The organism is Chryseobacterium sp. CFS2 (assembly GCF_036543225.1).
Lineage (GTDB): Bacteria > Bacteroidota > Bacteroidia > Flavobacteriales > Weeksellaceae > Chryseobacterium > Chryseobacterium culicis_A.
The window spans coordinates 596,403-621,082 of record NZ_JAZHQU010000001.1 but is presented as its reverse complement, the minus strand read 5'-3'; the positions used below and the strand labels follow the sequence as shown (position 1 = coordinate 621,082).

At 36.4% G+C, this 24,680-nt stretch carries 21 protein-coding genes; 12 read left to right on the top strand and 9 right to left on the bottom strand.

Going from position 1 to position 24,680, the window contains the following annotated elements; genetic code table 11:
- Positions 1–5: 5 nt before the first annotated feature.
- Genes ODR02_RS02730 through ilvA form a run of 3 tightly spaced genes read left to right on the top strand, consistent with a single transcriptional unit; the run spans position 6 to position 2,654 of the window.
- Positions 6–287, top strand: a complete 282-nt coding sequence (locus ODR02_RS02730; RefSeq protein WP_062671248.1) for a hypothetical protein — start codon at positions 6–8, stop codon at positions 285–287.
- A 46-nt stretch (positions 288–333) separates the two neighbouring features.
- Positions 334–1,380, top strand: a complete 1,047-nt coding sequence (ilvC, locus tag ODR02_RS02725) for a ketol-acid reductoisomerase (RefSeq protein ID WP_105683973.1) — start codon at positions 334–336, stop codon at positions 1,378–1,380.
- Positions 1,381–1,391: 11 nt separating this feature from the next.
- Positions 1,392–2,654 (top strand): threonine ammonia-lyase, encoded by a 1,263-nt coding sequence (ilvA, locus tag ODR02_RS02720; RefSeq protein ID WP_309511547.1) that lies wholly within the window; start codon positions 1,392–1,394, stop codon positions 2,652–2,654.
- A 504-nt stretch (positions 2,655–3,158) separates the two neighbouring features.
- Here the strand turns inward: ilvA and ODR02_RS02715 are convergent.
- The 6 genes from ODR02_RS02715 to alaS all read right to left on the bottom strand — a co-directional run bounded on the left by ODR02_RS02715 (position 3,159) and on the right by alaS (position 14,142).
- Positions 3,159–4,628, bottom strand: a complete 1,470-nt coding sequence (locus ODR02_RS02715) for a M20/M25/M40 family metallo-hydrolase (protein ID WP_209785469.1) — start codon at positions 4,626–4,628, stop codon at positions 3,159–3,161.
- A gap of 8 nt (positions 4,629–4,636) precedes the next feature.
- Positions 4,637–4,873: a hypothetical protein gene (locus tag ODR02_RS02710; protein WP_047381259.1), complete on the bottom strand. Its 237-nt coding sequence runs from the start codon at positions 4,871–4,873 to the stop codon at positions 4,637–4,639.
- Between the two features lie 73 nt (positions 4,874–4,946).
- Positions 4,947–7,274: a hypothetical protein gene (locus ODR02_RS02705; RefSeq protein WP_309511546.1), complete on the bottom strand. Its 2,328-nt coding sequence runs from the start codon at positions 7,272–7,274 to the stop codon at positions 4,947–4,949.
- Between the two features lie 297 nt (positions 7,275–7,571).
- On the bottom strand, positions 7,572–9,386 hold the full coding sequence (locus ODR02_RS02700; protein WP_309511545.1) for a cytochrome-c peroxidase: 1,815 nt from the start codon (positions 9,384–9,386) through the stop codon (positions 7,572–7,574).
- Positions 9,387–9,451: 65 nt separating this feature from the next.
- A complete protein-coding gene (locus ODR02_RS02695; RefSeq protein WP_309511544.1) occupies positions 9,452–10,930 on the bottom strand; it encodes a hypothetical protein in 1,479 nt (492 codons plus the stop codon).
- A gap of 608 nt (positions 10,931–11,538) precedes the next feature.
- On the bottom strand, positions 11,539–14,142 hold the full coding sequence (gene alaS, locus ODR02_RS02690; protein WP_309511543.1) for an alanine--tRNA ligase: 2,604 nt from the start codon (positions 14,140–14,142) through the stop codon (positions 11,539–11,541).
- A gap of 277 nt (positions 14,143–14,419) precedes the next feature.
- Between alaS and ODR02_RS02685 the strand changes: the two genes are divergently transcribed.
- From ODR02_RS02685 to msrB, 4 genes are all read left to right on the top strand, one after another.
- Positions 14,420–14,974, top strand: a complete 555-nt coding sequence (locus ODR02_RS02685) for a sigma-70 family RNA polymerase sigma factor (protein ID WP_209785464.1) — start codon at positions 14,420–14,422, stop codon at positions 14,972–14,974.
- A 5-nt stretch (positions 14,975–14,979) separates the two neighbouring features.
- Positions 14,980–15,249 carry a hypothetical protein gene (locus ODR02_RS02680; protein WP_309511542.1) on the top strand — a complete coding sequence of 90 codons (270 nt, stop codon included), beginning with the start codon at positions 14,980–14,982 and terminating at the stop codon, positions 15,247–15,249.
- A 79-nt stretch (positions 15,250–15,328) separates the two neighbouring features.
- A complete protein-coding gene (locus tag ODR02_RS02675; protein ID WP_309511541.1) occupies positions 15,329–15,766 on the top strand; it encodes a DUF417 family protein in 438 nt (145 codons plus the stop codon).
- Between the two features lie 23 nt (positions 15,767–15,789).
- Positions 15,790–16,887: a peptide-methionine (R)-S-oxide reductase MsrB gene (msrB, locus tag ODR02_RS02670; protein WP_309511540.1), complete on the top strand. Its 1,098-nt coding sequence runs from the start codon at positions 15,790–15,792 to the stop codon at positions 16,885–16,887.
- A gap of 43 nt (positions 16,888–16,930) precedes the next feature.
- Here the strand turns inward: msrB and ODR02_RS02665 are convergent, their stop codons facing one another.
- From ODR02_RS02665 to ODR02_RS02655, 3 genes are all read right to left on the bottom strand, one after another.
- Positions 16,931–17,521, bottom strand: a complete 591-nt coding sequence (locus ODR02_RS02665; protein ID WP_309511539.1) for a hypothetical protein — start codon at positions 17,519–17,521, stop codon at positions 16,931–16,933.
- Between the two features lie 162 nt (positions 17,522–17,683).
- Positions 17,684–18,529 (bottom strand): ABC transporter permease, encoded by an 846-nt coding sequence (locus ODR02_RS02660; RefSeq protein WP_309511538.1) that lies wholly within the window; start codon positions 18,527–18,529, stop codon positions 17,684–17,686.
- A gap of 2 nt (positions 18,530–18,531) precedes the next feature.
- Entirely contained in the window at positions 18,532–19,434 is a 903-nt protein-coding gene (locus tag ODR02_RS02655) for an ABC transporter ATP-binding protein (RefSeq protein ID WP_209785458.1), read from the bottom strand.
- Between the two features lie 116 nt (positions 19,435–19,550).
- Here ODR02_RS02655 and ODR02_RS02650 point away from each other — a divergent pair, with 116 nt between their 5' ends.
- The 5 genes from ODR02_RS02650 (at position 19,551) to ODR02_RS02630 (ending at position 24,661) form a co-directional block, all read left to right on the top strand.
- Positions 19,551–20,906, top strand: coding sequence for an AAA family ATPase (locus ODR02_RS02650; RefSeq protein WP_209785457.1), 1,356 nt, complete (start codon positions 19,551–19,553; stop codon positions 20,904–20,906).
- A 103-nt stretch (positions 20,907–21,009) separates the two neighbouring features.
- Positions 21,010–22,116, top strand: a complete 1,107-nt coding sequence (locus ODR02_RS02645; RefSeq protein WP_309511537.1) for an NAD(P)/FAD-dependent oxidoreductase — start codon at positions 21,010–21,012, stop codon at positions 22,114–22,116.
- A 28-nt stretch (positions 22,117–22,144) separates the two neighbouring features.
- Complete coding sequence (locus ODR02_RS02640) at positions 22,145–22,633, top strand: hypothetical protein (protein WP_209785455.1); 489 nt, start codon at positions 22,145–22,147, stop codon at positions 22,631–22,633.
- 130 nt (positions 22,634–22,763) lie between these two features.
- The gene (gene prfB, locus ODR02_RS02635) at positions 22,764–23,876 is read left to right on the top strand and encodes a peptide chain release factor 2 (protein ID WP_105683991.1); all 1,113 of its coding nucleotides are present in this window, start codon (positions 22,764–22,766) and stop codon (positions 23,874–23,876) included.
- 86 nt (positions 23,877–23,962) lie between these two features.
- Positions 23,963–24,661 carry a DedA family protein gene (locus tag ODR02_RS02630; RefSeq protein ID WP_105683992.1) on the top strand — a complete coding sequence of 233 codons (699 nt, stop codon included), beginning with the start codon at positions 23,963–23,965 and terminating at the stop codon, positions 24,659–24,661.
- Positions 24,662–24,680 lie beyond the last annotated feature (19 nt).

Below are 24,680 nucleotides of genomic sequence, written 5' to 3'. Positions count from 1 at the left end.
AAAAGATGAAAACAGATCATAAAGAATATACCATTACCGCGTATACAGAAGATTACTTAGGATTGATCAGCCGGATCAATGCTATTTTTTCAAGAAGAAGAATTTCTATGGTGACCTTCAATGTAGGGCCTTCCGAAATAGAAAAAGTAAAAAAGTTTGTCATTGTGATCAGAGAAACGGAAGATTCTGTTCAGAAGATCAGCAGACAAATGGAAAAACAGGTAGATGTTCTGGAAGTACATTATCATAGAAATCCATACCTGACGGCTGTAGAATATGCAAGCTAAACACAAAAATTAAACATCATAATCAATAATTATAAAATCAAAAAAAATGGCAAAATTGAATTTTGGAGGAGTAGAGGAGAACGTAGTAACAAGAGAAGAATTTCCGTTGGAAAAAGCTCAGGAAGTATTAAAAAATGAAGTCGTAGCAGTGATCGGATATGGAGTACAGGGCCCCGGACAGGCTTTAAATCAAAAAGATAACGGAATTAATGTCATTGTAGGACAGAGAAAAAACTCCAAATCATGGGATAAAGCAGTAGCAGACGGATTTGTACCGGGAGAAACCTTATTTGAAATTGAAGAAGCTTTAGAAAAAGGAACTATTATCTGCTATCTTCTGAGTGATGCTGCACAGATTGAGTACTGGCCAAAAGTAAAACAGCATCTTACCCCAGGTAAAGCATTATACTTCTCTCATGGTTTCGGAATTACTTTCAGTGAGCGTACAGGAATTGTTCCTCCTGCCGATGTAGATGTATTTCTGGTAGCACCTAAAGGTTCAGGAACCTCATTGAGAAGAATGTTTCTGCAGGACAGAGGTTTGAACAGTAGTTTTGCCGTATATCAGGATGCTACAGGAAAAGCCAGAGAAAGAGTAACAGCATTAGGGATTGCGATAGGAAGCGGATATCTGTTCGAAACCGACTTTAAAAAAGAAGTATACAGTGACCTTGCCGGAGAGCGTGGAACATTGATGGGTGCTGTACAGGGAATATTTGCCGCTCAGTACGATGTATTGAGGAAAAACGGACACAGCCCTTCAGAAGCGTTCAATGAAACGGTAGAAGAATTGACTCAGTCATTAATGCCTTTAGTGGCAGAAAACGGAATGGACTGGATGTACGCCAACTGTAGTACCACAGCTCAGAGAGGGGCTCTGGATTGGTGGAAGCGTTTCAGAGATGCCACTTCACCTTTGTTCGAAGAACTGTATGACAACGTAGCTAAAGGAAACGAAGCTCAGCGTTCCATAGACAGCAACAGTAAACCTGATTATCGTGAAAAATTAGAATTAGAGCTTACTGAGCTAAGAGAAAGTGAAATGTGGAAAGCGGGTAAGACGGTGCGAAGTCTGAGACCCGAAAACAATTAATAACTGAACAGATGATGAAAGAGGAAGTAAGTTCCCCCGTTTTAGAGAATGTCTATAAAGCGGAGGAGCGATTAAAAAATGTAGTAGTAAAAACACCTTTGGCTGTCAATAATAATTTGTCAGCCATTTATGAAGCGAACATCAGTTTTAAAAGAGAAGACCTTCAGAGAGTAAGATCCTATAAAATAAGAGGAGCGTATAATAAGATGGCAACGATGTCTGAGGAAGAACTATCCAAAGGAGTAGTCTGTGCCAGTGCCGGAAATCATGCGCAGGGAGTAGCGTTTGCATGTCAGAAAATGAAGGTGAAAGGAACTATTTTTATGCCTTTGCCAACCCCCGGACAAAAACTTGAACAGGTAAAAATGTTCGGTGGAGAATATATAGATGTGATTCTCTTCGGAGATACTTTTGATGATGCTAAAGATGCTGCGATGAGGTTTTGTAAAGACCATAACAGTGTATTTATTCATCCTTTTGATGATCCGGCCATTATTGAAGGGCAGGCAACAACTGCGCTCGAGATTCTGGAGCAGACAGAAGGTAGTGTTGATTATCTTTTTGTTCCGATCGGTGGCGGCGGATTAGCTGCAGGAATCTGTACGGTGTTTCAACATTTATCTCCCCAAACAAAGATCATTGGGGTAGAGCCTTCCGCTGCTGCAAGTATGAAAAAAGCTTTAGAAAAAGGAAGACCTGTTCTCCTTGAAAAGATAAGCCGTTTTGTAGATGGGGCAGCAGTACAACAAGTGGGAGATCTCACTTTTGAACGCTGTAAAAATATCCTGTATGATATGGCTACTGTAGATGAAGGACTGGTCTGCGAAACCATATTGTCGTTATACAATAAAGACGCTATCGTGGTAGAGCCGGCGGGAGCCCTTTCAGTGGCTGTACTGGAAAAATACAGAGAGGAAATAAAAGGTAAAAATGTAGTGTGTATTATCAGCGGAAGCAATAATGACATTACCCGTATGGAAGAGATCAAAGAGAAAGCATTACTGCATGCAGGATTAAAGCATTATTTTCTGGTCAGATTTCCACAGCGCCCCGGGGCATTGAAAACTTTTGTAATGGATGTTCTCGGTCCTGATGACGATATTACTTATTTCGAGTATACTCAGAAAAACTCAAAAGAAAAAGGAATAGCAGTCGTAGGAATTGCATTGAAGCAAAACAAAGACTTTCCCCCTTTGATTGATAAGATGAAGCAGTATGATTTTTTTGTCAATTATCTGAATAATGATCCTTCTCTGATGAATCTTCTTATTTAAAAGGAATGTTTATTAAACACAGAAATTTTCTTTTATCAACCATATTAATGATATAAGAAACTGCAGCGTTAAAAAAATGAATTCTGAGAACGTTAAAAAAACTCTACTGTCTGAGTGCGGGACATAATATGATTCTAAACATCCATTGCTACCGCACGAGTTTTAGAGTTTTTAGAGAACAGATTTCATTTTTAGCGGAAGTTTCTAAGTCTTGAATTTTTGGTTCTTTTGCTTCAAGGCAAAAGAACAATAACAAATATTAAATATTAAATATTAAATTATTTCGTACACAATCAGATTCTAAAAACACAATGATGAAAAAAGCTTCACAATCTGTGAAGCTTTTATTTTTTTGAACCATTAAGAAGGATTAAAATTTTAAGAATAGTGAAGAAGAATATCTTTTGATATTTAGTAAGCAGATTGCTTCATTCAAATTGATTTGAATCTTAATTTTCCTTACAGCCTAAATCCTTCTTAATGGTTCAATTTTTTCAGTATTGTTTATCTTTCAAGCGAAAAATTGGAAATTACTTTTGGCCTTTCAGTTTCATTCGCTACTTTCCAGGATGTTCTGTACATCCATTCGGTCATTTTATAAAGCTTTTTGTAATTGATATTCTCAGATTCATCTTGTGGTGTATGATACTGGTCGTGCAGTACACTGGTGAAGAATATAGCAGGAATCCCAATTTTAGCATAAGGAAGATGATCACTTCTGAAATAGAAATACTCAGCATGACTCGGAGCATCCCAATCCTTTAAGTATTTGAATTTTGTACTCTCATTATTAGCATCTTCAGCCATTTTTACAAGCTCTTCAGAGTTTTTATGAGGAGCATTTCCTCCTAATAGTGCTGCCTCGTTATTATCATTTCTTCCGATCATATCGCCATTCAGTACGGCTACAATTTTCTCTTTCGGAACAACAGGGTGGGCTGCATGCCATCTTGACCCCAGCAAGCCTCTTTCTTCAGCTCCATGGAAAACAAACAGGATACTTCTTTTTCCCGGCTGTTTTTTATAAGCTCTGGCCATAGCCAGCATTGCAACACAGGTGCTTGCATTATCATCTGCTCCGTTATAGATGGTGTCATTCTTTACAGGATGTCGGATTCCGTCATGATCCTGATGTCCGCTTAGCAAAACATATTCATTTTTAAGAACCGGATCTGTACCTTCTATTTTCCCGATAATATTCACTGACGGATATTTGTAGGTTTCAGTGATCAGGTTCAGAGAAGCTTTAGGATTATTTTTTACCCAGGCAGCATTTTCTCTTTTAATCCATAAAACAGGAATATTATTCGTGATTTTCTCTCTTAGTCCTTCCACGCCGTAGCTTCCTCTTGTCATTTGAGGCAGTACTTCTACCCAGCTTTGTTCAGAAGTATCATCGGTAATGAAGATGATTGCCTTAGCTCCCAGTTCAGCAGCTTTATTGTAGTATTTGTTTCTTACAAATCCGGGATATCTTCTTACAAAAAGAGTCATATCTTTTGAAATGTTTTTGTCTGAAGCATTCACCGCAAGAACTTTTCCTTTAATATTTAATTTAGTCAGATCTTCAGGTTCTGCATTTCCGGCATATACAATTTCAGCATCTACAGAAGCATTCACAGGTTCGGCAACCAAGAAGTCTTTCCATAATTTCAAACTTGTATCCCCAATTTTCAGGCTGCTTTGAGGAATCACCTGATGTCTGTACATATCAAAAAACTGGAAAAAAGTACCATTGTCTCCGGCCGGTTTCATTCCTGCTTCTTTTGCTTTGTCAGCAAGCCACATAGAAACTTTTAATTCATCCAGTGTTCCTGCTTCACGGCCCCAGAACTGGTCTGCGGCAAGCTGATACATATCGGTACGAAGATCAGATTCTTTGATGGCTGAAACCAATGGTTTTTTATAATTCTGAGCACTTCCTATAGTAAATAAGAAAAGGCCCAGTAAAGAAAAAATATAATTTTTATTCATGGGAATTCTTAATTGAAGTTAGCCAGTTTCTCTGAAAACTGTTTTGAAAATTCCTTTCTGTCTTCTTCCAGTTTTTCCTTTGTAGAAGGTAAAATATAAGTAAAAAGGATTTTGTCTTCATTGTCTAAAAAGATAATTTCCTTTTCATTTCCATCAATCATCTGTGAGAAAATCTCCCACATCGGAGTGTCTTTTAATTTTAATAATTCAAAAAACTGTTCTGCTTTGATTTCGATTTTCTGCATGCTCTTTTTTATATTATCGTTGGATATTTCTGAATTCTGATTCAAAAATAAAGAATTTGTATTTGCCGGGGTATTAAAACTCGAGAAACTTCAGTTTAAACTGGATGGCAAAATTTTCTTTAAAATGCGGTGTTGCGTAATAACCCACTCTGTAGAATAGCCCCAGATTAAAATAGCTGGAAAGGAAATTGTTCCATTCCAAACCTACTTCCTGATACAGGTGATCCAGTTTTCTGAACTTGAACTGATGATATTCCGGATGCTTCATATCTCCGATTGTCCCTCTCAGAACAAAATCAAAGCTGGAAACATTATGCCCGAAACTTTTGAAATACCAAGGCAGTTTGTGGGTAAAGTAATAGGCTACGAATTTATCGTTATAGTATTTTCCGCCCTCCAGTGTTGCAAAACCAAGGTAAGAAGTAAGGTTGAAATTAAAATCTTTTCCCGGAGAGGCAAGTCCGTTCATGGTAAAGTTTTTCCAGATCGGCGCTCCTCCTAAAACGACTCCACCGTACAATCTGAAACCGGTAGTTCCGATGGGTGTTTTGAAATTATGAACAAAAAGGGCATCAAAACGTGAATAACTGAAGTCTCCCTGCAGTATTTTGTAGCTCTGTTCATAATTAAAATAAAGCTCAGGGTATTTCTGGTCAATCAGTGATTTCCCTTGAGGAGTCATAATATTGGTAGAATTCGGAGAATACTTTAAGGTAAATAATGTATTAAAATTCCTGTATGAAGTTCCTCTGTCTCTGAACTGATAGTCGAACTCTGCCGCTTCTGTATTTCTTCTTACTGCAAGGGCAACGGTAAGTCCGTTAGTGACATCATTCAGATAGGATAATGAAAATCCTTTAAAGTGAAAATATCGGTCGTTGTTTAAGTTATTCCCGAAATTCATCATTCTCATTTTGAAATTCCAAAGCTTCCGGTTGAATTCTCCCGACGCTGTTACATCATCATAAACCTCAAACCTGAAAAATGAATTTTTTTCCAGTGTAGTTTTCATATCAAGCCCCATTCCGTATTTCCACCTTCTGTCTTTCACACCATATGCGAAATAATAATCCGGTGAAAAATAAGGATTGAAGTTTTCATTAAGCTTGGCTTTTAACCCTAATCTGAAGCCTTCATAAGAGTTGTAATTGACAATTTCATCTACAGCAAAATCTACAGAACCCACTCTGATCTGTCCGTTCAGTAATCCTGATAAAATCTGTGCTTTGCTGTCGATTTTATACTTTTTACCTAAACTGTCAATGGTTTTATAGGTATTCTGCTCCCTGTCAGTAAGAGGATCGGTTCTGTACTGATCCAGAGAGTGCCCGTCAATATTTTTTACAGAGAAGGTATAGCCTTTGAAATCTTTTGGATTTTCCTCAATAGGTGCTTCAAAATCAAAATATTTTGAGGTCAGGAATGCATAGGTTCCAAAGCTTCTTTTATCTTTCTTATCATCAGCATGTTCTTTGTCATCCATCGCCATTTTACCCATTTTAAGCTTGGCTTTTTCATGGGCAAGAAACCATTTGTTATTGTAAAATACCCAGGTGCTGGTGATAATTCCTTCGTTTTTGTTTTTACTGAAATTCTCAATTTTTTTAACTCCGTACGTTTCAGTATCTACATAAATAGCTCCATTATATTTTCGCTTCCTGTCTGGCTTTTTATAGTTTACTTCACGGAAACGGATCACAAAGTTTTTTCTTCCGTCCAGGGTAACGGTATCTGAAAGGAAAAATCTGTACAATCCTCTGTTTTCCGGTTTCAACTGCTCGGGAACAACATCTCTGTTACTTTGCTGAAGAGCGATCATTTCATAGATAGGCTGTTTCAGACCTGAGATTCTGTTGTCCAGGATATTGATTTTTTCACCATATTTCTTAGAATATAAAAACTCTTGCGCCCTTTCCCAAAGAAAAAGTTTGCTTTTTGAAAATATCTTTTTTGCGTTGATATTATTCAATGAGTCCTTTTCTCTTTTTTTCTTGAAAATATTTAAATCATTGAAGTACTGATTAAACTGGGAAAGACTGTCTTCGTCAATATCCAGAGATATTTTTTCATAAGATTTATAGGAATAGGAACCTAAGCTTTTTGGAGAATTCTCTTTAAATAATTTATTTACTTTTTTAAGGATTTCCAATGCTCTGGGATCACTTTTATCTTCAATAACTACCGCTTCAATGTTGGTGGTTTTTGAAGTTTTTTTGAGCAGGGAAACCTCCATGCTGCTTTCTACTGTGATGGTTTCTTTCTGGTAAGAATCAGCGTCAATATCAATGTTTTTACATCCCGTTTTAAACTCGAGAATGCCCTGTTCATTGGTGTATCCAATGATTGTATTGTCGCATGACACTTTAGCATTAAAGACAGGTTTTTGACTGGCGTCATCCACAACCTTAATTTTTGATTGCGAATACCCCAAAAAGCTGATTATAAAAAATAATAACAGTAAACCCCTTTTCATGTAAAAAAACTACGTCAAAATTAATAATATTTATGATGGTAAAAAAGTTTTTAACAGAGTATAACATTGATTTAATCTAATGTTTTCATGGGACTTTCCTCTGATAAAATTAAATGACAAAATCATTCAGATAGTCTTTCTGTATTTTCTGGAGATTTCCAATAAAAAAACTCCTAAACATATAAGGTACAGGAGTTTTTTAATTATTTGTTGTTTTCCGGGGACTTAATGATCATCCAAAGCTTTCATAAATTCGATAAGATCATCTATTTCCTTATCCGTAAGTTGTAATGGAGCATCAGAAAGAGTTTGGTTTTCTATTTTAAATCCAAAAGATTTTCCTCCGCCTTTGTTGTAAAAATTCATGACTTCCTTCAACGTTTTGTATCCTCCGTTGTGCATATAAGGTGCTGTTTTGCTGATGTTTCTAAGTGTTGGAGTTTTGAAAGAATGCTGTAATGAAGCTACTGTTTCATGGAATTTTCCTCTTCCCAGATCATTGTCAAATGTTTGATTCTCTCCATTTACAGCGACTCCCAGTACTTCCTGTTCCGTTTTTTTGAAATTCGGAGGAACCGTACCATTGAATAAAGGTAAGAAATGACAGATGGCACATTGAGCTTTTCCTACAAAAAGATTAAAACCACGCTTTTGATTTTCTGTCATTGCTGATTTATTCCCTCTCATATATTCATCAAAGTCAGAATTAAATTTCGCCAGAGAACGGATATAACTTGCCAGTACATTCTGCAGTTGCCATACCTCAGTTTTCTGAGAATGATAAATCTTTTTAAAGGCTGCCTGATAGTTTTTATCCTGATTGATTTTTGCAAGGATGACATTCAAATCACCATGCATTTCTTCCTTATTGGAGATCACATCCGAGCTTTGGCCTTCCAGATCATCTTTTCTCATATCCCAAAACTGACCATGCTGATATCCTGCATAGTTAAGCGATGGAGCATTTCTGGCAAGTTCTGAATTTTCAAGAGACATAGATCTGGCAAGTCCGTCAGTAAATGCCTTCTCAGGAATATGACAGGTGGCACAGCTCCGGTTGTTGCTGTTGGAAAGAATTTTATCATTAAAAAGCTGATGACCTAGAGCTGCTTTTTCTTCAGAATAGGCATATTCCTTTCCCGGCGTGAAAGCATTAGGGTTAAAAGCATTTTTAGAGAAAAAAGTAGCAGCATTTTTGTTCAAGGCAGTGGTTACTTCCACATCCGGAATATTCTCCTGATTTTTAAAATCAAGCATCAGAGCAGTGATTTTATTCAGGTGATCAGGGATAAAATTGACATAATCAAACGTATTCTTGTCTGTGTTTTTCTTCAGAACTTCAATCGTTGAATTGATTTCTGCCACAATATTTTTTAAAGCTTTATCTTTTGACCGATCCGTAGAAATTTGCTTCAGCGTTTCTTTAATCCCTTCCAGAGAAGAGGGCATTTCCTGCAAAAACACACCAGAAACAGGCGTGTCAAAACCTGAAATTCCTAAGCTGGAAATTCTGAAAGCTTGCTGTCTTAAAGCATCAAAAACCTGATCTTTACTGATGGTAATTACCTGAAAGTTGGTGGCTATCGTATTGCTTTTATTGATGAGTTTATTAAGCATTCGGGTTACTTCCTCTTTGTTTGCTTGGTCATAGGGATAAAACATCTCTTCCAAAACCTGTAATCCTTCCGGTTCTATTTCGGTGTGTTCATCCATTTCTATTTCAGGAAGGGCAGGACCATTGATAAACCTTGCAGAGTGAGGCAGGAAATATTCTACAGCCCATTCCATTTTTTTGTAGGTTTTTCTGATATCCTGAAACTTTTGCTGAAGAAGTTTTTCATCGGAACTTTTAGCGACCAGGGTTTTAAGCTCGTTGATTTGTTTTTCAAAATCAGTATTGGTTTTGATAATCCTGTTTTTTACAGAACCAAGATCTTCGTACACAGGCTGCTGTTTATCATTTTTACAATAATAGAGTGTAAAAAGTGCTGCTGCAGAGTATAAGAAAAGGAGTATCGGGTATTTTGAAAGTTTATGCATAGGTATGAAAAAGTATCAACAGAGATTTTCTATTGATACTTTAATTTGATATGAAGAAATTAAAACTATTTTTCTACGTTTCTGATGATTACAATCTGTCCACCTTCTTTATTGGTGTTGATTCCGGAACCGTCAGGATTTTTGAATTTATCCAGCTGCCAGGTATGAGAATGGATATTCACAGAGAATGTATTCGGAACTCCAATGATATCTGAAATATCAACCATAGCACCGAATTCCCATGAACCGAATTTCTGAAGATCTCCGGATTGGTTATAAGCCGTCTGCCATGCAGAATCATTTCTGTTGTGTCTCATATTCAGCCATGGCTTGTATTGTTTTGTAGCGATATTCAGCTGCCATATATAAGAATCATGGTTTGCATTTTTGTAATAAGAATCTCCGTCTTCCTGGATGTACACAAAGTTTTCAGTTACACATAAGTTGTCAGGGTTGATAAGGTTATTTCCAGGATTGGAATCTCCTTCTGCTACCACCTCTAGTTTTCCTGTCAGCATATTGTTAGCGTTCAAAACAAGTTTGTAAACTCTTCCCCACATGGTTAATCCTGCTTTCGGATTCACACCGTCAGAAGATTCTCCTGTAGCGGTAAAATAAATTTCTCTTCCTTTTCCTGCTCCTTTTCTGTAATCAACATCTTCCACTCTTGAAAAGCGAATGGCATTATTATCAATATTTTTCTGATTGATCTGAGCTCCTGTAAGGTTTTTGGCATTCGGAATTTCAACAAATTCTACATCGTAGCTGCTTCCTTTCGTCATATCCGTTTCAGTATAGTTGTTGTTTGTTCTTTTTAAAGAATACAACTTACCGTTATCCAAATCTCCCTGCGTATCGGCTACATACATGATCAACTGTCCTGCAGACTGGTGAGAAGATGAATAAGACTGGTCTTCCCCGATAACGATATAAGATTTTCCATTAGAAACATCTTTAGGAAGCGGAACTGCATTTTCCATTGAAGCCTTTCCTAAAGCTGGTTTTACTCTTGTTTTATCTGCTGCCTGCGATACAGGAGCCAAAGGATTTAAAGCATGAACCATACTTTCTTCACCTGATTCTCCAGCAGTAAGGAAGGCACTGAAGCCATGAATTTCAGGAGTTGCCAGGGTAGCGGAACATAACCTTGTCATTCCTCCTGTTCCATTTAAGATATATTCTCCTTTTACAGGCTTAAACGTTTTGTCTAAATATACTCTGGATACCGATTGTTTGATCTCATGGTTGGTGATCATCAGGTAACCATCAGAATTAGGATCTTTCATAATTCCCATTCCGTCCGGCTGACCTCCGAAAACGAAGTCAGGAGAACCTGGAAGAACATCAGAACTGGAAATAAGGGTGGTAATATTTAAATTTTCAAAACCTTGCATTCCATAAACGAAAGCAGGCTCTTTAGAAAAATTTTCAATCTTTATTTTGTCATTGGCAGGGGTGTTGGAATCCCCGTTATTGTCATTATTACAGCCTTGAAAAACAATTGCTGTAAGGAATAGAGCTCCAATAGTTTTGTTAATTTTCATAATTATATTTTTTGAATTTCGATTACGACAAAACTAACGGTCTGGTGTTAACTAAGTTTTAAGAAGACAAAACAAATAGTTTAAGATTAAGTGATGATTTGTTAAGGTAAGGTCAATAATTAGAACGGATATAAATAAAAAGAGTCTTTGATGAAAATCTGAGTCATAAAGAATGGGATTTTATAACGCAGAGATGCTAAGGTTTCTGTCCATCTACTTTTTCGTTCGCAAAGGCATTCTATTTAGCAAAAAACGAAATCATTTCATAGCTGAGTGTAACGCCTTTGCGATCGGAAATATTTATGATAGCATGAGCCTTTTATTGCGATTCTTAGCATTAAATAAAACATATATTTGGTTTCCTAAATTATTTTAATTTCCCACAGATTACACGAATTACACAGATGTTTATGGAAAACTAGATCGGAGTATGATTAGTACATCAGCTTCGTCAGGATCAATGAAGTTGATTCCAATCTTTGCCTCCTGAAATATAAAATAATATAGAAAATACTCTGCGTCGAAAAATATGATATACAATAAAAACAGCCCCGGCTGTCTCAATTCTGAGACAGCCGGGGCTAAAATTTATAATAGAGCTTCCTATTTTAGATATTCAAAGCTTTCTGGTAAGCGTTTTCCAAACCATCAAGGTTTTTACCACCTGCTGTTGCAAAACCTGGGTTTCCGCCACCGCCGCCTTGGATTTCTTTTGCAAGGTCTTTTACGATAGCCCCAGCCTGATAATCTGTTGCAAGATCATCAGAAACGCCAACAGTAATCATTGGTTTTCCGTCTGCATCAGAAAGAATAATCGTCACGGAAGAAGGGATCTCTCTCTTTAGCTGGAATACGATATCTTTTACAGAACCTGCATCCAGAGAAGTTTTCTTTACAAGAAGCTGCTTGTTGCCTTTTTGCTCATAAGCATTCTTCCATTCTCCGATTTCTCCTTTTGCTTTCTCCTTTTTAAGAGCATCTACTTCAGCTTTCAATGAAGTGTTTTCTTCAATCAGTTTTTCGATGGATCTTACAACATCTTTGGACTTTAACAGTTGAGAAAGTTCAGTGATCTGTTTTTCAAGATTGTTGAAATATTCTTCAGATTTATCTCCTGAAATAGCCTCAATTCTTCTGATTCCCGCTGCTGCAGAGCCTTCAGAAGTGATTTTGAAATGACCGATTTCGCTGGTGTTTTTAACGTGAGTTCCTCCGCAAAGTTCTTTTGAACTTCCGAATTGAATCATTCTCACACTGTCACCATATTTTTCACCAAACAAAGCCATTGCCCCTTTTTCCAAAGCTTCCTGAATCGGAATATTTCTGAACTCCTGCAAAGCAATACTTTCTTTGATTTTTTTGTTTACTTTTTCTTCAATTAATGCCAGTTCTTCCTCAGTCATTTTGTTGAAGTGAGAGAAGTCGAAACGAAGATAATCAGGACCTACATAAGAACCTTTCTGCTCTACGTGAGTTCCTAAAACATCTCTTAAAGCTTCATGCAGAAGGTGAGTCACAGAGTGGTTAGCCTGAGAATTCTTTCTGTCGGAAGCATTTACTTTCGCATAGAAAACAGCACCTGCATCCTTTGGAAGTCCACTGATCAATGAAATAATCAATCCGTTTTCTTTTTTAGTTTCCAGTACCTCAAAGCTTTCAACAGCATTTTCAAGAACACCTTTGTCTCCAACCTGTCCACCTCCTTCAGGATAGAAAGGAGAATTGCTTAATACCACCTGGTAAAATTCTCCGTCTTTGTTTTCTACCTTTCTGTATCTGGTAATATACGTTTCAGATTCAGTCTGATCATATCCTACAAAGGTTTCAGGTTTTGATTCAAGGTTTACCCAGTCATATACTTTCTGAGCAGAATCAGCTTTTGAACGAAGTTTCTGTTTCTCCATTTCAGCTTTAAAACCCGCTTCGTCAATAGTCAACCCTTTTTCTTCAGCAATGATTCTTGTTAAATCATCAGGGAACCCATAGGTATCATACAATTCGAAAACTTCTTCACTTGGTAGTACTTTCTGATTATCTGCAATGGTCTGCTGAATCAGTTTTTCAACTCTGATCAAACCATTTTCAATTGTTTTTAAGAATGAATCCTCTTCACTTTTGATTACTTCAGCAACCAGTTTTCCTTGTTTTTCAAGTTCCGGGAAGAAAGGCCCCATTTGTTCCTGCAGAACAGCAACCAATTTGTAAAGGAAAGGCTCTTTCATTCCTAAGAATCGGTAAGAATAAGAAATTCCTCTTCTTAAAATCCTTCTGATTACATAACCTGCACCTCCATTAGATGGTAATTGTCCGTCTGCAATAGCAAAAGAAACTGCTCTGATATGGTCTACCACAACACGGATGGCAATATCTTTTTCGTCTTCTAAAACTCCTGTATATTTTTTACCTGAAAGCTCTTCAACTTTAGAAATAAGCGGGGTGAAAACATCTGTATCATAGTTGGAAGATTTTCCTTGAAGCGCCATACAAAGACGTTCAAAGCCCATTCCTGTATCTACATGCTGAGCAGGAAGTTTCTCTAAAGATTTATCTGCCTTTCTGTTGAACTCCATGAAAACCAGGTTCCATACTTCTACAACTTGAGGATGGTCGTTATTTACCAGCTCAAGTCCTGAAACTTTAGCTTTTTCTTCCGGTGTTCTTAAGTCAACATGGATTTCTGAACACGGTCCGCATGGTCCGCTTTCACCCATTTCCCAGAAGTTATCTTTTTTATTTCCGTTGATGATTCTGTCTTCTGAAATGTGAGATTTCCAGAAATCAAAAGCATCCTGGTCTCTGTCCAGATTTTCAGAAGCGTCTCCTTCAAAAATCGTTACATATAAATTTTCTTTTGGAATTCCGTATACTTCAGTCAGTAATTCCCAGGCAAAAGCAATAGCCTCTTTTTTGAAGTAATCCCCGAAAGACCAGTTTCCTAACATCTCAAACATGGTGTGGTGGTAAGTATCTCTACCTACATCATCCAGGTCATTGTGTTTCCCTGAAACTCTCAGACACTTTTGTGTATCGGCAATTCTAGGGGCGGTAGGGGTTTTGTAGCCAAGGAAAAAATCCTTGAACTGCGTCATTCCGGAGTTGGAAAACATAAGGGTAGGGTCGTCTTTCAGCACAATAGGAGCTGAAGGAACGATTAAGTGCTCCTTACTTTTAAAATAATCTAAAAATTTTTGACGTATCTCTTGTGATGTCATAGTATTGCTTTTGCTTTTTTTAGTATCAAATTTTGATAAGATGCAAATTTAAGATTTTTAAGCGATTTGTAATAATTTTATACTATGTTTTGAATGGTGATGGGTTTTGATAATAAATGTGCATCAGAATTTTTAATCGCTTTCCATCAATTGTATAGGGTTTCAAAGACTGTACAATTTGCAGAGTCTGTAACCAATGATTATCTATTAATTTTGCAATTTTCCGTTTAACTTATTACCTTAGCCGTGATCTGAGATAAGACAAAAAATCCTTCCCATGACAAAAGATGAAGAATTGAAAAGCTGGATAGAGCAGTATTCCGGGCCGCTTTTGAAGCGGGCACTGTATGTACTTTCTAATAAGGAAGACGCACAGGATGTTGTTCAGGAAGTTTTTCTTGCGGCCTATTCAGCCCATGATTCTTTTGAAGGGAAGAGCAATCCTCTAACCTGGCTGATGGCTATTCTGAACAGGAAAGTGGCAGATTTTTACCGAAAAAAATACAAATCCGAACCCAATGTCAGACTCGATCATTTTTTTGACGAAACAGGATCCTGGAAAAATAATGATGTTTTGAATGACTGGAATGTCTCAAGGGAAGGAGATGAACTTTTAGACAGTGCAGATTTTAATAAAACATTGGAGGAATGTATCGAAGAATTGCCCTCCAGATGGAAGATTCTGCTGAAAATGTATTATATCGAAGAAAAAAAAGCACCGGAAGTCAGTCAGGAATTGAGTGTTTCTACGACTAATCTTTGGAAGATTTTGCAAAGAAGCCGAATGCAGTTGAGAGAATGTCTGGAGTTTAACTGGTTTTCAAAATCATAAGAAAAATGATAAGAAGAATACTACATATATTATTTTTACCATGCAGTGAAGCTACTTTACTGATGGAAAAAAGGAATGCCCAATCCATTTCTGCCAGAGAAAACAGGATGCTGAGCATGCACCTGATGATCTGCAAATGGTGCAGAATGTACAATGAAAAGCTGGCACTTCTGGATAAAGTGTTTAAAAAGAAATTTTCTGAAGAGAAAACCGAAATTAATGATTCTGAAATTCAGGTCTTTAAAAATAAAATGATCGATAAATTAAATTTCTAAGAAAATTTCTGTCAGGATTTTAAAAATGCTCCGACTATACTTTTGAAAACAATAAAGTATTCAATTAAAATCTTAAAACATGGTCGGAACAGTACAGGAATCTAAAAATCAATTAACCCGAACCGGGTATTACATTTCGCTTTTCGGAGCAGCGCTTATATTGCTGTGGATTGGTATCTTCAAATTTACCCCTACAGAAGCCGCTGCCATAAAACCTTTGGTGGAAAACCATTTCTTAACTTTTTTCGTATATAAGATTATGAGCGTCCAGGCAGTGTCAAATCTTATCGGAACGATAGAAATTATCATTGCATTACTCCTGATATTTAGTGCGAAATTTGCTGTATTGAAAAAGTATGCAGGGATAGGAATGATGGTAACTTTTCTGGTAACATTAAGCTATTTATTTACAACACCGGGAATGTGGAAAATAGTAGATGGAGTGCCTGTGACGGATTTCTTTATTTTAAAAGACCTTATGCTTTTAGGATTCGGATTCATGATCGTTCAAAAATAATAGTAATGAATAAAAAGGTAAATATGAAAAATATATTCATTGTACTCGGAATCATTCTGGGTATAGCAGTATTTGCTGCGGGATCAGGGCTTTTTAAGAAAAACAAGCCTAATGTAGTGGAAATTAAAAAAGAAAATGAGAAAATTATGGATAACAAAAACGTTAGAGAGATTTATTTTGCAGGTGGATGTTTCTGGGGGACAGAACATTTTTTTCAACAGATTCGAGGAGTGGTAGGAACAGAAGTGGGCTATGCCAACGGGAATACTCAAAATCCTACTTATGAAGAGGTGGTAAGTCATACAACAGGTTTTGCAGAAACGGTAAAAGTAAAATATGATCCGGAACAAGTGGATCTGAAACTGTTGATTGATTTATATTTCAAAACCATTGATCCTACAAGTAAAGATCAGCAGGGAAATGACAGAGGAAATCAGTACAGAACGGGAATCTATTTCACCAATAAAACAGATGAAGCTGTGGTAAAAGATGAAGTTCTGAAACTGGCAAAAAATTATAACAAGCCATTGCTTGTAGAAACAATTCCATTGAAAAATTTCTACAAAGCAGAAGATTATCATCAGGATTATCTGGATAAAAATCCAGGCGGATATTGCCACATTGAACCGGGACTTTTTGAAATGGCGAAAAAAGCCAATCCACTTCCAAAACCAACCTATCAAAAGCAGGATAAAAAAGTTTTAAAAGAAAAGCTGACTGCAGAGCAATATAATGTCACTCAGGAAAACGGTACAGAAAGACCTTTTCAAAATGAATACTGGAACGAAACCCGTGAAGGAATTTATGTAGATATTACCACCGGAGAGCCTTTGTTTATTTCTACCGATAAATTTGAATCCGGATGTGGTTGGCCAAGTTTCTCAAAACCTATTACAAAGGCTTTGATTGACGAAAAGCTGGATCGTACCCATGGTATGGATAGAGTAGAAGTAAGAAGTAAAACAGGTGATGCCCATTTGGGACATGTCTTTACAGATGGACCACAGGATAAAGGAGGACTCCGCTACTGTATCAACAGTGCTTCTCTGAAATTTATTCCGAAGGCAGAAATGGAAAGTAAAGGATACGGAAAATATCTTCCGTTGTTAGATAAAAAGTAATGTGAAAGGAAGGCTGCCCAATGGCAGCCTTTTATTTTTAAAACTAATGATATAGCTGAAATCGTTCTTTAATGCTGAGCATACAGATATTCAGAAATATGAGAAATCCAAAAATAAAGTAATAGGTATCTTTTGGAAGTTTTGTGAGAAACAACTGTATTTTTTCAAAAAAATCAGGTTTATATTCTGGTCTGATAACATCATAACAAAGTAAACATTCATATTCGGGAGCCTGGACATTGGGGGTAATATAGTTATAAACCGCAAAAATATGTCCTGTTTTCTCCAAGTCAACCGCATACTGTTCTTGTTGAGCTATTGCCAGATCATTCAAAACTGAGATAAAATCACCATAGCTATTTTTTTGATCTAAAATAAACTCAATACCAGATTTTTTCTCATTTCTTTTTTGAAGATTTTTCAGTTCGGAAACATATAATTTTGAATTTTGCTCAGCTGTTCCGGGAACAACTTTTATTTTCCTGTAATCCCAGCTTCTGTAAGGTTCAAAACTGGCAAAAGTATTTTTATCTCCCTCTCTTTCTTTAGCAGGAAGTCCGATATCCATAACAGAAACGTTAATGTCTTCAAACTTTTGATTTCCATAATACCAGAATAAAATAGGAATCAGCACGGCACTGATTAATCCGGGTACGTAGAATATTTTTTTCAGGGTTAGTTTTTGAAAAAGCAGAATGAAAATTTTAAGCCAAAAAAAGTGATCCGAAACCGAACCACTTAAAAAGAATCTTTAAATATTTTAATGATTAAATCTTTAAATTCTTAATATTGACCTCTACCAATCCCTTTTTCTCAGAATCCAGTAGGACCCGAAGATGAAAACGGCAGACCAAACCAGACAGGCAATAAGGCTTTCCGTAGGGTAGTGGAATTCATATTTTACGCCCATCATTTTCACCATATTCAATCTCATCATTGGATTAGGGATAAGGCTGGACATACTTTCCAACGGCAAAAGATGCGTGATAAAAAAGTCATTCTGAAGAACTTCGTTTCTTTGTGCTCCCTGCAGTCCTTTTACTTTGGTGAAAACTTCAACAGCTGTTAAAATTCCCTCACCAATCCAGAAAACAAATAGGGCAAGAAATACAAATACCGATTTTCTCAATAAAATAGAAAGGAACATTAAGAAACAGAAGAACGTAAATAATTTTACCAGGTAATTTCCGATAAAGAAAATCTCCGCACAAACCTTTGTAGATTCGGTTGTATTAGAATACTGATATCCAAGCAATATCGTAAGACCCAATACAATTGCCGTTGACACAATGGTGAAGATACTTATGGTCAGCAATTTTGAAGTGATAAATTCCTTTCTGCTTAATCCGTCAATCGTATTTTGCTTGAACATTCGGTTGCTGAATTCCTGCGAAATGGAAAAAACAATAATCAGTCCCAGGAAAATTTTCAATAAAGCAACAATCCATGTCGTGAAATTCCAGATTTCGGGGAAATTATAAATGCCCTGTTCTTTTAAATTGATGGTACTTCCGAAAAGATCAAAATCAACCAATCCGATGAAAAGCAAAGCGACAAGAATGGCAAAATAAAGTATCGTAAAAACCTTAAACGGCTTATAGTTCAGGTTTTTGTAGTATTCCAGTTTTAATAATTTTATCATGACTAATTGGTGTTTTTTACAAGTTCAAGGAATTGTGATTCAAGAGATAGTTTTTTCTTGGCCAAATGAGATAAGAAAATCCCTTTTTCCGCCAGCTTCTGATTCAGTGCTGAAGCTGAAATTGACACATCATCACGGATCTGGGCTTTAATATAATCCCTGTCCTGATTGACGAAGCTAAACCACGGTAATTCGTTCAATGTATTGAAAAGTAATATGTTATTATCAGCTTTCAGTTCAAAATATCCGTTGTTGGAAGTCATTTCGTCTACTCTTCCACAGTAAATAGAATTTCCTTCTTTCAATACAATAACATGGCTGCAGATTTTTTCAATTTCATCCAAAAGGTGGCTGGCAATAATAATGGTGATTCCCTGCTTGGCAATATTGCTGATGATTTCTCTGATCTGAATAATTCCTTCAGGATCCAATCCGTTGGTGGGTTCGTCCAATATCATTACCTCAGGATTATTTAACATCGCTGAAGCAATAGCAAGACGCTGTTTCATTCCCAGAGAAAAAGTTTTGAAAGTATCTTTTCTCCTTTCATACAGATTAACGGTCTTTAGAACTTCATCAATCCTGGAATAGGGTGTTTTTTTGATTTCTGCCACAATCTTAAGATTGGTTTCTGCACTTAAATAAGGATAAAAATTAGGCTGTTCAATAATAGCTCCAATCTTCTTTAAGGTTTCCGGGTCTGTTCCCTTTTTCCCAAACCAGAACCAATCTCCACTGGTAGGATTAATGGTGGAAAGCAACATTCCGAAAGTGGTGGATTTTCCACTTCCATTCGGCCCCAATAGCCCATAAACGTTTCCTTTTTCAACATCAAAAGAAATATTGTTGACTACAACTCTTTTGAATTTCTTTGTCAAATTTTTTACTGATAAAATCTTTTCCATGTAATTTGTTTTACATAGTAGTAGTCTATATAAATTAGATAATGTTACAGAATTATCATAAATCAATATAAGTTTAAATGTAAATACATTAAATTTGATAGAATTAATCAAGACTTATGAAGCTAATTGAACTGGCAGAAGAACTTAATGTTTCTGCAGAAGCCATAAAACAATTTATACAGGATTTCGATCTTGAATTGGTAGAATGCATCAGTACCAATTTTGAAGTAAAAGAAGATTTTGAAAAATTTGCCCGCGAAAATTTAGATTTTTTAAGGCTGTACGAAAAAGATCTTGATAAAAATAAAACCCTGGAGCAGATTGCCGAAGTAATTAAGCAGCCAAAAGACAAGGTGGAAAAAGTAATCAAGGATAATAATCTTAATATTTTCGATAATGGCTTTTTCAAATCTTCTATATCAAGCTATGGGATTGATAACAAACTGGGGGGAAACTATCAGTTTGTCTATGATTATTTTGGGCATAAAACAAGCCTTAAACAAAGAGATTTTATAGGATACAGAGACTTGTTCTTTTATACCTCTACGGTTTTGGAACCTTTTCTGAATCCACAACAGATCAAAGACTGGGGCATTAATAAACCTGCAGGAATTATTCTCTACGGACCTCCGGGAAGCGGGAAAATATTCTGGGCTAATAAAATTGCTGAAATCATTGGCTATCAGTTTAAAGAAGTCAAAAAGCACTATTTAGGAACTTCATTGATTGACGGGAATGAAATCAACTTCAGTGATTTCCTGTTGAGTATGATGAAGGAAAATAAAATGCTGCTTTTCATGGATGATTTTGATGAAATTATGATGCAGAGAAGAGCTGAAAACGATATTGCATCATGCAACCTGGAAGCTCAGGAGCTGATTCTTCATTACATCGGGAAATTTGAAAAAGAAGGTGTTTTGATGGTAGGTTCTGCCAATTCTGTTTCAGAAATTGACGAGGAAATTCTTGCTCCGGGAAGATTTGATGTGATGATACCGATCTTTCCACCTAATGCTTCAGAGCGTTCAGAAATTATTCTTTACGCCATGACCAGAGGACTTGAGGAAGATTCTTTACTCTATAAAATACTTAAAAATAACAAAGCGGATAAAATTCCTTTCTGGCATGAAATCTCTTCAAAAATGAAAGCATTCAGCAATACGATGCTGATAGATTTTACCCAAAGCCTCAAGAAAAGAATTAAAAACCTTTACCAAAGAACCAGAAACGAAAAGCTGAAAATTGATCAGAAACTTTTAGACAGCGCATTAAGAGATGCCGGATCAAAGCTTACGGAAGAATATCTTGATCAGGTAGCTAGATTTCTTGCTGATGCCATTATCAATAATTTTGATGACTTCCAATTCAGAATTCAGGCATTGAAGAGCGAGCTGGAAACCTACAGAGTTGTTGAAGAACCGGTAAGAGCAATCGGATTCCAGCATAATGAGGAAGAGAAAGACAAAGGGTAAGATATTCAAGGTTTAAGGTTTAAGGTTTAAGGTTTAAGGTTTAAGGTTGCGCTGTATCGTACATTAATACTTTTTACATTATACATTTTACAAAAAATTACTCATGAACAGCATCTGGGAACTGAACACTTTCTACAGAAAAAGAGACATCATCATTATAGGTGCGGGGTTTTCCGGACTATGGACAGCAATATCCATCAAAGAAAAATATCCTGAAAAATCCGTTTTGATTATTGAACGGAATGCCATTCCATTGGGTGCTTCCACGAGAAATGCCGGATTTGCCTGTTTTGGAAGCCTTACTGAAGTTATTGCAGATGCTCATAAAATGGGTTGGGAGAAAACGCTGGCACTTGTTAAAATGAGGTTTGACGGATTGCAGAAAATAAGACATTATTTTACCCATGAAGAAATTGATTTTGAGTTGAATGCAGGCTATGAAATTCTCAATAACGAAGAACCTTTATCTCATATCGATTTCGTGAATGAAAAGCTGAAAGCAATAACCGGCGTGAATCAAACATATATTCTGAAACAGAATAAAATACAGGAATTCGGATTAGAAAAATCTGCATTTCTGGTGGAGAATCCTTGTGAAGGAAGCCTGCATTCAGGAAAGCTGTTACAGAAATTGCTGGAAAAATGCCATGAACTGAAAATTGAATTTTTATTCGGAACAGAAGTTCAGAATATTGAAGAAAAAACAGATGAAGTTGAGGTTTATCTTTCCACTGATCTTTGTGTAAAAGCCAATCAACTCATCTATTGTACCAATGCATTCACTTCAAAGTTTCTGGAAGATGAAAATATTATTCCTGCCCGCGGACAAATTCTTCTGACTGAGCCTATAGAAGATTTAAAACTTAAAGGAACGTTTCATTATGACGAAGGCTACTATTATTTCAGAAATGTAGGAAACAGAATATTGCTGGGTGGTGGAAGAAATCAGGATTTTAAGACAGAAGAAACGACGGCTTTTGGAACGACAGAATTTCTGCAAAATCATTTGGAAAATTTTTTAAAAGAAGTCATACTTCCTTATACAGATTTTAAAATAGCACTTCGCTGGTCAGGAATTATGGCCATGGGTGATGAAAAAACACCTATTGTAAAACAACTTTCAGAAAGACAGTTTTGTGCCGTAAGACTTTCAGGAATGGGAGTTGCCTTAGCTCCGAAGATTGGAGAAATGATAGCAGAAATGATATAAAAATGATATAAATACACGTGCATTATACATGAAATATTTGCCTTTTGAACGCATTACTTACAGAACCCATTTATCCGAACAGGAAGTTTTAACAAGGCTCTCCGGTTTTGTAGAACCTAAAAAATTCGGTTTAGGGAGAAATTATATGAAAGAATATGAAGGATCTATCCATAATAACAGCTTTGAAATCAGCAAAGTGATACAATACAGGAATTCTTTTCTTCCTCAGATAAATGGTAGAATTCAAAAGGAAAATGATGGAGTAAAAATACACGTGGCTCTATCATTACATGCATTTGTATTATTTTTTTTAATAGTCTGGTGTTCATTTGCCCTGATTTTCTTCATAGGTGTTTCCATAAGAGCTATAAGAGAAAAAGAAATATCGGTAGAACTTTTTCTTCCTTTAGGTATGCTTTTGTTTGTCTATGCTTTAACTATGGTAGGTTTCAAATCTGAAAGTAAACAATCAAAAGAATTCCTTAGGAGAAGCTTTGAAGCTGAAATTATCAAATAATCGTAACTTCTAATCATCTTCTGAAACCTTAATAAAGCTCCAATCCGAACCCAAAACTTAAAACCTGGAACTTTAAACTCAAAGCGCTCCACTCTAAAAGAATTCCTTATTTTTGCAAAAAGAAAAATTCGTGATTAACAACGACCAGATAAAAGAAGTTCAATCCAGAATTGAAGACTTACACAGATACCTTCAGATTGAAAAAAAGAAGATTGAAATTGCCAATGATGATGAAAAAACGGCGGCACCCGAATTTTGGGACAATCCAAAAACTGCTGAAGCATTTCTAAAACAGCTTCGTTCCAAGAAAAAATGGGTAGAAGGCTATGATGAAATTCAGACACAGTTTGAAGATCTTCAGGTTTTAGCTGACTTTGCGAAAGAAGATCCGGATTCTGAAAAAGAACTGGATGAAACATTCCCGCAGTTGGTAGAGAAAATTGAGGATCTTGAATTCAAAAATATGCTTTCCAATGAAGGAGATGAGCTTTCGGCTGTTCTTCAGATTACAGCAGGTGCAGGAGGAACGGAAAGTTGTGACTGGGCAGCCATGCTGATGAGAATGTATACGATGTGGGCCGAAAAGCAGGGCTATAAAATCCGTGAACTGAACTTTCAGGAAGGAGACGTGGCAGGTGTGAAGACTGTTACCCTGGAAATTGAAGGGGAATTTGCTTTTGGATATTTAAGAGGCGAAAATGGAGTACATCGATTGGTAAGAATTTCTCCTTTTGACAGTAATGCAAAACGCCATACAAGTTTTGTTTCTGTTTACGTATATCCTTTGGTGGATGATACTATTGAAATTAATATTAATCCTGCAGACATCAGTTTTGAAACCATGAGAGCTTCCGGCGCAGGAGGACAGAACGTAAACAAGGTAGAAACTGCCGTACGTCTTCGTCACGCCCCAACAGGGATTATTATTGAAAACTCAGAATCCCGTTCTCAGCTTCAGAATAAAGAAAAAGCAATGCAGCTCCTTCGTTCAAGACTCTACGAAATGGAATTGGAAGAGCGTATGAAGGCCAGAAATGAGATAGAAGCCAATAAAATGAAGATCGAGTGGGGAAGCCAGATCCGAAACTACGTAATGCACCCTTACAAATTGGTGAAAGATGTACGCTCAGGTCATGAAACGTCTGATGTGGATGCCGTAATGAACGGAAATATCACTCCTTTCTTAAAAGCATTCTTAATGGCCGATGGAACGGCAGTTTCCGATGATGATCTGGACTTATAAAAATCATGTTTGAATTTTAGTTAAAATCTTATAATTAATTTTTGTTTCAGACATTTTAGGCTTACTTTTGTTGTTCATCGATATTTATGGAAGATTTCAATAGCTGGAAGGATTTATTAAACCCGGAGTTTTATATAAAAATGGGAGGGTTTTGGCTGATTTTGTTTATTGTTTTTGCTGAAACAGGTCTTTTTGTAGGATTTTTTCTACCTGGGGACTCACTACTCTTCGTTTCGGGGATTTATGCTGTTGAAATCATCAAAGAGACTTTTGGGTCTACAGGAAGCGATTTCTTAGATACCACATTGTTAGCTTCAGGGGTAGCTCTTGCAGCTATTATCGGAAATGAGGTAGGATATTATTTTGGAAGAAAGGCAGGACCTGCTTTATATAAAAGGCCAGACTCAATGCTTTTCAAGAAAAAATACCTTTATCAGGCACACGATTTCTTTGAAAAACACGGCGCATTAGCTGTTATTATGGCAAGATTCTTACCTGTTGTGAGAACTTTTACCCCTATTGTAGCAGGTATTGTAAAAATGGATAAAAAGGAATTTTTAAGAGATAACATCATTGGTGCCGTATTATGGTCATTCATTCTGATCTTTGCAGGGCATTATCTGGACAAACTTTTTATGGAACAGTTTGGAATCAACTTAAAACAAAAGCTGGAATACATCATTATTGTCATCGTGTTAGTCACTACACTTCCGGTGATCTTTAAATTTGTTTTTGGAAAAAAAGAAGATCTTTCTAAAAAATATGAAGATCAGGACTTTGAATAATTAATAATTCAATCAAAAT